Here is a 9,196-nt window from a genome sequence, read left to right on the forward strand (position 1 = left end):
TCTTCAGAAAGGTGATTTTTGGCTGGCATAAGTGGCTGATACTAAATTAATTATTTAATCTCTTATTATACAATCTAGCTGCCTAACAGCTTAGTACCAGAAGGTGAAGTTGTATTAATGATAAGAAGACTTTCAACTGATAAATAAAGTTAAGATTCGATAGCCGAATTACTTTTAGTTTTTGTCAGCTAAAGGTAAACGGATAGTAAATGTACTTCCCTTACCTGGTTCAGATATCACATCGATTGTACCTTGATGTGCTTCGATAATACAGCGAGAGAGATATAGTCCCAAACCACTACCAGAACGTTGGTGTTTCCCTTGACGAAATCGCTCGAATAATATTGCCTGATCTGGTTTAGAAATTCCTGATCCTGTATCTTGGATATCAATATTTACAGCTACCGGAGTCAGATAACAGTGAATATTTACAGAACCTTTGTCTGTAAACTTAATGGCATTGCCGATGATATTTGTCAAAACTCGCCGCAGTTCTAAGCGATCGCCCATAATAATGCTTGCAATTTCACCTCGAGCGATGTTTATAGCTAATCCTTTTTCTTCAGCTAAAGGAGTTAATTCTTGGGAAACTTCACTAACTAATTCCTGAATATTGCACAGAGAAATTTTTAAGGTTTTACAGCCTGCTTCATGACGATAAACTTCTAACAAAGTATTTACCATTTCCAGCAGGTCTTGATTGCTGCCAATCATGGTATCAATTATCTCTTGCAATTGTGGCGAAACATCGCAAAACTTGCCTTGCAGCAATAATTTTAATACGCGGTTGGAGGCTACTAACGGTATACGTAAATCGTGAGTAAAACGGGAGACAAAATCTGCCCGAAGGTTCGCCATCTGATCCCGTTCGTCGATACTATGCTTGAGGCGCAGAAGCGATCGCACCCTTGCATGTAGTTCATCAGGATCGAATGGTTTGCGAATGAAGTCGTCTGCACCAGCGTCAAGTCCTTCAACAACGCTAGACTCATAGTGAGCCGTAAGCAGCAAAATCGGGATAAATGGCAACGCCTGATTCTGTCGGATACGCCGAGTAAATTCATAACCATCTAGCCCCGGCATCATCACATCTAAGAGAATTATGTCTGGCGGTGACTCTTCAACCATAGCCAGAGCAATCTTACTATCTTCTACCAAGCTAATTTCATAGTCCTCATCTTCTAGGACTGCTTCTAAGACCAGTAGATTGTCAAAAATATCATCAACAACGAGAATTTTATCTTTTTTGACAGTTTTAGGTAAAGACATGGCTAAATAAAAAAGAAGTGCTTGGCTATCCCTAGCAAATCTGGTAATAGCTTACTTCACCAGCGTTGAGGTTATTAACAATTAACATTTTCTTTTGGAGTTTCCTGGTGAGTTATTTTAGTCCCTTTTCTGTGCATAATGCCACTCAAAGCAAGGGTGACTACTTAATAGTTACCTACTTTTGCTTGCTACCAGGTTTTTGATAAAAAATTGTTGAGTATAAAACATTGAGCGTCAGGTTAATGTATGGAAATATTTTTTGATTAAATTAAGTAGGTCGGTAGAATAAAACCAAACTGTGTTAACAAAAATGAACGAGGCTAAAACCCTCTTATCTCCTGCCTTCTGGCTTATCCTAACCACAAATATTTACACTCACTTACTTATACTGTTATATCGAAACTCTTGCCTTGGAAAGGCTTAGGAGATAAGGTTATCTATGTCTAATGGTAGATGAAGTTGCGGTAATAATACCAAACGCCTTGCTTTTTGTATAAGATCCCGAATAGAAGAACGAGATTATTTTAATCTGTACTTTAGATAAATAACAGTAAAGTTAAGCAACTATGAGTGAAATCAAGATCCTTGTAATTGAAGATCACAACCTGACAAGAATCGGCTTGCGGTCTGCTTTACAAACCCAGGCAGAGTTTAACATTGTTGGTGAAGCAGCCAATGCAACCGACGGGATTAAGCTTCTAAAAACTCTCAAGCCGGATGTTGCTACTATTGACATTGGTTTGCCTGACATGGATGGTATTGAGCTAACACGTACATTTAGGCAATATCAGGCAGAGAATGAGGACTACACAACAAAGCTGCTAATTTTAACGATGCAAAATAGTGAACAAGCAGTTTTAGCAGCATTTGCAGCAGGTGCAGATTCTTATTGCATGAAGGATATAGAAACAGAGAAACTAGTAGAGGCTGTGCAAACGACTTATGCAGGTAGCTCATGGATCGATCCAGCGATCGCAGACCTTGTACTACAACAAATACGTCAAGATTTCCCAGATGGCAACAGAGGCGCATCTGGAAAAAGAGTTTTGATTGAAGGTATTGACCCAGATGTTGAAAAAAGTATCGTCACCTATCCTTTAACTCATAGAGAGATGGATGTTTTAGAGTTGATTGTCGCTGGCTGTGACAATGCAGAAATTGCTAAAAGGCTCTATTTAACAGTCGGTACTGTCAAAACTCATGTTCGAGGTATTCTCAATAAACTCTGTGTTGCTGACCGGACGCAAGCTGCTGTCCGTGCTTTGCGGGCGGGATTAGTACCGTGAGCAAGTAAGCAACTATCATCAGCTGCGTATACAAGAACACTTAACAAATAAAAATATTTTTTCCCAGTCTCCAGTCAATTGTTGTTCAGTTAAAGCAGTTAACTGGGACAAATATTTATGAAGAAATTGTTACAAAGTTTAGTAGAATGACATAATTGACTAAATAAGTATTTTTATATACATACATGATAGCGGATCAATTTCCCTGGCTTACTGCAATTGTCTTACTGCCACTTGTTGCTTCCCTGCTCATCCCTGTGTTGCCTGATAAAGATGGTAAGCGCGTGCGGTGGTATGCACTGGGTGTAGGTATTGCAGATTTTGCCTTAATGTGCTACGCATTTTGGAAGCATTACGATGCCAGCAGTGCTAATTTTCAAATGGTGGAAAATTATGCCTGGGTTCCTCAGTTAGGTTTTAACTGGGCGGTATCAGTCGATGGGCTTTCAGCGCCACTTGTGCTTTTAGCAGGATTTGTCACCACACTCTCGATTTTTTCAGCTTGGCAAGTTGATCGCCGACCCCGCCTCTTCTATTTTTTGATGCTGGTGCTGTATTCAGCACAGGTAGGGGTGTTTGTTGCTAAAGACTTGCTGCTATTTTTCATCATGTGGGAAGTAGAGCTGATTCCTGTCTATCTACTAGTCTGCATTTGGGGTGGGCAAAGGCGTCGTTATGCGGCTACAAAATTTTTGTTGTATACCGCAGCAGCTTCTATATTTATTTTAGTGGCAGCCCTAGCAATGGGGCTATATGGCGGCAGTAATATGACATTTGACATCACTGCCCTCGCTAAGAAGGAATATCCCCTTGGTCTACAACTGCTACTTTATGCAGGATTGTTGATTGCATTTGGTGTCAAGCTTGCTGTTTTCCCGATGCATACTTGGTTGCCTGATGCCCACGGCGAAGCATCATCTCCTGTATCAATGATATTAGCTGGTGTATTGTTGAAGATGGGCGGATATGGACTGATTCGCCTGAATCTTGAACTACTTCCCGATGCACACATTTATTTTGCGCCAGTTCTAGCTATTCTTGGTGTTGTCAACATTATCTATGGTGCATTGAACTCTTTTGCTCAGACCAATATGAAGCGGCGTTTAGCTTATTCGTCGATTTCTCACATGGGGTTTGTATTGCTAGGAATTGCCTCCTTTACTGATTTGGGAATCAACGGCGCGATGTTGCAGATGATTTCGCATGGTTTGATTGCATCGGTGCTGTTCTTCTTAGCAGGTGTTACTTATGATCGCAGCCACACAATGATAATGAAAGATATGGGCGGTATTGGTCAAGCCATGCCCAAAGTCTTTGCCTTGTTTACAATCTCCGCGATGGCATCTCTGGCACTTCCTGGTATGAGCGGCTTTGCTGGCGAGCTCTCGGTATTCGTTGGTATAACAAGCAGTGACGTTTACAGTTCGACTTTCTGCACCGTCACAGTTTTTCTCGCCGCCGTTGGAGTCATCCTCACACCTATATATCTACTTTCCATGCTGCGAGAGGTATTTTATGGTGACGGTGCAGCACTCATCTGCGACATTAATAATGCAGGCTTGGAAAATCAAGAAGATGAGGGAACAGTTTGTTTTGGTACAGACTGCGTTGTGCCAGAGGATGCAGTCTACGACGATGCTAGACCCCGTGAGGTGTTTATAGCTGCCTGTTTTCTGCTGATGATTATTGGTATTGGTTTCTATCCCAAAATGGCGATGCAGATGTACGACGTGAAGACTGTCGCAGTCAATGCTAATCTTCGCCAGTCTTATGCCATAGTTTCGCAAAGCAATCCCCAAATTTATGCGGAGGGATTCTTAGTTCCGCAAATTTCCGAGGTTGAAGTAGCACCCGTTTTAGGAACTTTGAAGTAAGCTTTTTGACCTCAATTTATTCTGGGGAAAAGAGCGATCACTGTGCGGCTTTGGTGAGCGATTGTTGGCACTGTGGCAAGGCTTTATCTTGCGCGATCGCTATGGTACGGGTCTATAAGGGTCAACTGGTTACAGGCAACACAAAACCCCACACTCATGCTGCGATCCTATTTGGTGGGGTATTGAAATGTGCTTTATTAATGAATAGGTTCTCTAGGTTGCTCTCCAGCAGCGAAGGCTCCGGTATCAAAGCCGCTTTTACAAAACTTCTGGGAAGCAGCATGGCAGCGGCAGCCAACCCCGCCAAAGTTTTCTCGATCATTGCTTATCTCGAATTTTTTGATAAGTAATAATATTGTAGATTAATTGAAAAGAACTTAAATTTTTATTTCAAATTCATACTTATTATTTACCCTCTTCTAAAAAACATTTCTGTTTCTTAGAAGAGGGATAAGGGTAAAATCAAGAGCGATATTTAGAGAAATTTGAAAAGTAGTTATAAAAGCCACAACATCATTGGTTATTAGAAAATCCAACTTTATTAATTACGAATTACGAATTACAAATTACGAATTGGTATTACATGGGATGCTGGTTGATAATTAGTGAGTTTTACCAATGTCTGTTGTTTCTACCATCACTGTTACCGTTCCCGCCACAACTGCTAATTTAGGGCCTGGTTTTGATTGCATTGGTGCAGCTTTAAAGCTGTACAACGAGTTCAAGTTCACTCGCCAAGAAGGTGGGTTAACTATTGATGTCACTGGTACAGAAGCCCAACGAGTCCAAACTGATGAACGTAATCTTCTTTACCAAGCGTTTGTCAAGTTCTATCAACATATAGAGCAGACACCGCCATCTGTGAAAATAGAGATTAAGTTAGGTGTACCGTTGGCGCGGGGTTTGGGTAGTTCGGCGACAGCAATTGTTGGTGGCTTGGTTGCTGCTAATCAACTTGAAGGTGCAACTCTGTCTCAGTCGCAGGTGATGGAGCTAGCGATCGCAATGGAAGGACATCCTGATAATGTAGTTCCAGCTTTTTTGGGAGGATGTCGTCTGGCTGCTACCAGTGGCGCAGGTTGGGAAATTTGTGATGTTCCCTGGCATAAAGATGTTGTACCAGTTGTGGCTATTCCTAATTTTGAACTTTCTACTTCAAAGGCGCGCGGCGTTCTCCCAAATGAAGTGAGTCGTGCTGATGCGATTTTTAATACAGCACATTTGGGATTATTGTTACGCGGCTTGGAAACTGGTAACGGACAATGGTTAAAGACGTCTTTGCAAGATAGATTGCATCAGCCCTATCGCAAAGCTTTGATTCCTGGTTATGATGCTCTGAACATCGCAGCTGTTAGTGCCGGTGCTTATGGTATGGTAATTAGTGGTGCGGGGCCGACACTGTTAGCTTTGGCAGATAAATTACACTCAAAGGCTGTAGAGACAGCGATGTTAGCTGCTTGGCAAGAAGAAGGAATTACAGCCGAAGTGCGATCGCTTTCTTTAGATAACCAAGGCGCAAAAAGCTTTTAATATTTTACTCAGCACTTAAAACTCGATCTATGGAGCAAACTCAGGCTGAAATAGCGGCGCTTAACTCTCAAATTCAGGCTCTTTTAGAAGAACGCGCTGCACTCACTATTAATAATGTCATCTCTAGCGAGAATGATTCACCCCAGGCGATGGTAGAAGCTTACCGTCGTCAAGCTAGGGAAAATGCCCAATTATCAGTTGAACTCCAAGGCATAGATGCAGCGATCGCCGCCTTGGAAGGTAAGATAAAACAAAAACAAGGTAAGTTAGTGCGTTGGCAAGGTGAATCCAAACAACTTATCCAACAGCAGCAGCTAGAAGAAGCCAAAGAAGTGGCTCAAGTTCATGCTCAACGCATTAATCAACTAGCAAGTGAACTGGCCGCAGAAGTCCGTTTTCTTAAGGCTTGCGCCAATCAACTGAGTCCAATGTATTGGCAGATTTATTACAAGCCCTTTATTACTGGCTTGAAGACAATCTCCGTTCCCTATGTCCGCTCTGATGGAGAAGTATGGACAATTGTCAACCGGATTGTTTAATACTTTACCCTTTTCGTTGGTATACAATACATATTTACAGCAATCTTAAAAAAGATGTAACTAATGCATAGCAACTTTGAGAGAGTGATTTAGGTTTAGGAACCAAAGATATTTCTTCCAAAATGGGATGCTCCCTGATGCTCAAAGATAAATGCTTGCTTTCCTCACAAGTTAGGGACTTCCAAGAAATAAATTATCCAAATAAACGAACCACAGAGACACAAAGAAGCCAGTACGCCCTTGCGGTTAAGAGACTTGTTCGCTCTTAGCGTTCCCGTCCCTTGCGCGTCTTTGTCAGGAGAAGGGTAGCAACTGGCGCGACACAGAGGAATAACTGAGGAGAGAGTTTTTTGCCAGGTTTTTGAGTATTTTTTTATTTGGAAGTCCCTTACTCAAATTATTTTGCTATATATATAAATATAGGGCAAAAACCTTTATATGTTCTTCACTATGCTCCTTGTTCAGTGCATGTTGTGCATCTTTCAATTACTCCTAAAATAGATAAAGTTGTCAAAGAAACTACAAGCGCTTTCAGCGTTAACTAATTACTAAGTTATTCCACATCAATAGCAGGAGGCAGGAGGCAGGAGGCAGGAGGTAAAACTATTACTATTCCTAGCTTTCACTCTTTTAAAATGTCCTAACCTATGTGACTACGGCTAGAACTTGCATAATTAGGGTGGGTAATACTTTGGCGTGACGCTATGCAAAATCAAAGTTAAGAGCGAAAAGTGGATCTATGAAAGAAGATACTAGCGAGATCGTTGGTTTTCATGCTCATGTTTACTTCGATCCTGCAAGTCGGGATGTAGCTGCGTATGTACGTGAAGGATTAGGCGCTAGGTTTGAGGTGCGACTCGGACGGTGGTTTGACAAGCCCATCGGGCCACATCCAAAAGCGATGTATCAAGTTGCTTTCTTACCGAATCAGTTTGATAAAGTCGTTCCTTGGTTAATGCTCAATCGTAAGGGATTAGATATTCTCGTCCATCCTGAAACCGGGGATGCTGTGGCAGACCACGCAGTTCATTCCTTATGGTTAGGAGAAAAACTAGATTTGAATGTTGAGTTTCTCCAACAGCTTAGTCCGACTTTATCCAATCAAGGAAAGTAAACGACGTTGTTGGGTAAAAGTTTTGGTTTAAGACCTGAAACTTTTTCTATTGTGACTAATTTTGGTGAAATTGAAAAAGTCCAATTTCTTAATCAATAAAGGTTTCAGCCTATGAGTACTCGCTAACGCTGCGCTATCCGTTATAGCAAGTAGCGTGGGATTAAGGGGGTAGGAATGTACTTCATTTAGATGCAAAATGCTGTATATTAAATATTATTTTTGTAAACAGTATGGACTTAAAGATTATCAAAAAAAAGATTTCTACCTTTGTAAAAATTATATCTACAGTGCTTATAACAAGCGCAATTGGATTGGAATCATGGAATATTTATGCAGTAATAACTAATATTAATATACCAAGCAGCCTTAATCCTATTTTTTGGATTGAGCGTTTTGCCATAATCAGCCATTTTGTAGAAAGCATTATAGCAGCTTTTTATGCACCTTCAAAACAAAAGATGCCAATAAAATATGCTACTTATACTTTTTTTGTAGGCACAATTGGATTGTTAGAACTGTTTGCTCGGCAGGATGAGTATTGACGCTTCTACGCCTTGAAAGTATAGGTTTTTGGATTAGGTTGGTCGGTAGGGTGCATTATGCGATCGCACTTCACGTACAAAGATTTTCAGTTATTAACTATACCATAACAAGCCAAATTCATCTGTAGGTTTCCTAATGAATGTAGATAACTAATGAATCTGATACTCAGAAGGGAGTATAGTTTGTATAGTTAGCTTTTTGCTGAAATTTTAGTTTGACACTAAGGAATTAAAAAATGTCTACTGATACTAACATAGTTGCTTACGTCGAAGAAAGTGAATTTGATGTTGTTTTAAATGGAAGTGAAGAGAAAGTTGTTATTGTTGATTTTACTGCTACTTGGTGTGGTCCTTGTCGCTTAGTCAGTCCGTTAATGGATCAACTTGCCCAAGAATACAAAGGTCGCGCTAAAGTGGTTAAGGTAGACGTTGACAACAATAAGCCAATTTTCAAAAAATTCGGTCTTCGCAGTATTCCAGCAGTTTTAATTTTCAAAGATGGTATCTTAGCAGAAACCATTGTGGGAGTTTCTCCTTACGAAGACTTTAGCAACGCTGTTCAAAAGCTTCTTTAGCTAATTCTTAATACTTGCCAAAGGCGAGAAGCAAGCTACGTAGGATTTGCTGAAAAAGTCATGAAAAGGCAAGAAAAAAATTGACGTTTAATTACGAATTATAAATTTAGGCTGCCAATTCCAAAAGGCGTAAACCAGCGATATTTTCGCAGGAAAAAGTCTCTTTACCCATCCATCGGCGGCAGATTAGCTCTATAATTTGTCCTGCCCAGTTGCGGAAAAACCATTGGCATAAGGAACCATCTTCTTGAGGAGTCATAGACAGAGGAATAAAGCCTTTGTTTTGCCACACCTTTGCTGCTGCATAGATATCATCAACAATAATGGCAACGTGATTGCTCCTAAGTTAAAACCCTTTACAGCGTCTATAGCCAGGGTAAGCGCGTCTCAAACACTATTGACAAGTGGATTCACAAGCATCATCATGTTGGAATAAACAAGCAGCAAGAATAGTAAGCATATAATTG

The 9,196-nt window shown here is 40.6% G+C and carries 10 protein-coding genes; 8 read left to right on the top strand and 2 right to left on the bottom strand.

Annotated features, from left to right (window positions below; translation table 11 throughout):
- Positions 1–174 precede the first annotated feature (174 nt).
- Complete coding sequence (locus V7K79_RS01780; protein WP_335044144.1) at positions 175–1,269, bottom strand: hybrid sensor histidine kinase/response regulator; 1,095 nt, start codon at positions 1,267–1,269, stop codon at positions 175–177.
- Between the two features lie 566 nt (positions 1,270–1,835).
- Here V7K79_RS01780 and V7K79_RS01785 point away from each other — a divergent pair.
- The 8 genes from V7K79_RS01785 (at position 1,836) to trxA (ending at position 8,729) form a co-directional block, all read left to right on the top strand.
- Positions 1,836–2,555: a response regulator transcription factor gene (locus V7K79_RS01785; protein ID WP_335044146.1), complete on the top strand. Its 720-nt coding sequence runs from the start codon at positions 1,836–1,838 to the stop codon at positions 2,553–2,555.
- Positions 2,556–2,740: 185 nt separating this feature from the next.
- Positions 2,741–4,429, top strand: a complete 1,689-nt coding sequence (locus V7K79_RS01790) for an NAD(P)H-quinone oxidoreductase subunit 4 (protein WP_335044149.1) — start codon at positions 2,741–2,743, stop codon at positions 4,427–4,429.
- Between the two features lie 5 nt (positions 4,430–4,434).
- Positions 4,435–4,779 (top strand): hypothetical protein, encoded by a 345-nt coding sequence (locus V7K79_RS01795; protein ID WP_335044150.1) that lies wholly within the window; start codon positions 4,435–4,437, stop codon positions 4,777–4,779.
- A 268-nt stretch (positions 4,780–5,047) separates the two neighbouring features.
- Positions 5,048–5,959, top strand: a complete 912-nt coding sequence (thrB, locus tag V7K79_RS01800) for a homoserine kinase (protein WP_335044152.1) — start codon at positions 5,048–5,050, stop codon at positions 5,957–5,959.
- Between the two features lie 29 nt (positions 5,960–5,988).
- Positions 5,989–6,498 (top strand): hypothetical protein, encoded by a 510-nt coding sequence (locus V7K79_RS01805; RefSeq protein ID WP_335044154.1) that lies wholly within the window; start codon positions 5,989–5,991, stop codon positions 6,496–6,498.
- Between the two features lie 739 nt (positions 6,499–7,237).
- Positions 7,238–7,612, top strand: a complete 375-nt coding sequence (locus tag V7K79_RS01810; protein WP_335044156.1) for a DOPA 4,5-dioxygenase family protein — start codon at positions 7,238–7,240, stop codon at positions 7,610–7,612.
- 230 nt (positions 7,613–7,842) lie between these two features.
- A complete protein-coding gene (locus V7K79_RS01815) occupies positions 7,843–8,154 on the top strand; it encodes a hypothetical protein (protein ID WP_335044158.1) in 312 nt (103 codons plus the stop codon).
- 236 nt (positions 8,155–8,390) lie between these two features.
- Positions 8,391–8,729 (top strand): thioredoxin, encoded by a 339-nt coding sequence (gene trxA / locus V7K79_RS01820; RefSeq protein ID WP_335044161.1) that lies wholly within the window; start codon positions 8,391–8,393, stop codon positions 8,727–8,729.
- Between the two features lie 106 nt (positions 8,730–8,835).
- Here the strand turns inward: trxA and V7K79_RS01825 are convergent, their stop codons facing one another.
- On the bottom strand, positions 8,836–9,021 hold the full coding sequence (locus V7K79_RS01825; RefSeq protein ID WP_335044163.1) for a hypothetical protein: 186 nt from the start codon (positions 9,019–9,021) through the stop codon (positions 8,836–8,838).
- Positions 9,022–9,196: the final 175 nt, after the last annotated feature.

The organism is Nostoc sp. (genome assembly GCF_036917575.1).
In the GTDB taxonomy this organism is placed as follows: Bacteria; Cyanobacteriota; Cyanobacteriia; order Cyanobacteriales; family Nostocaceae; genus Nostoc.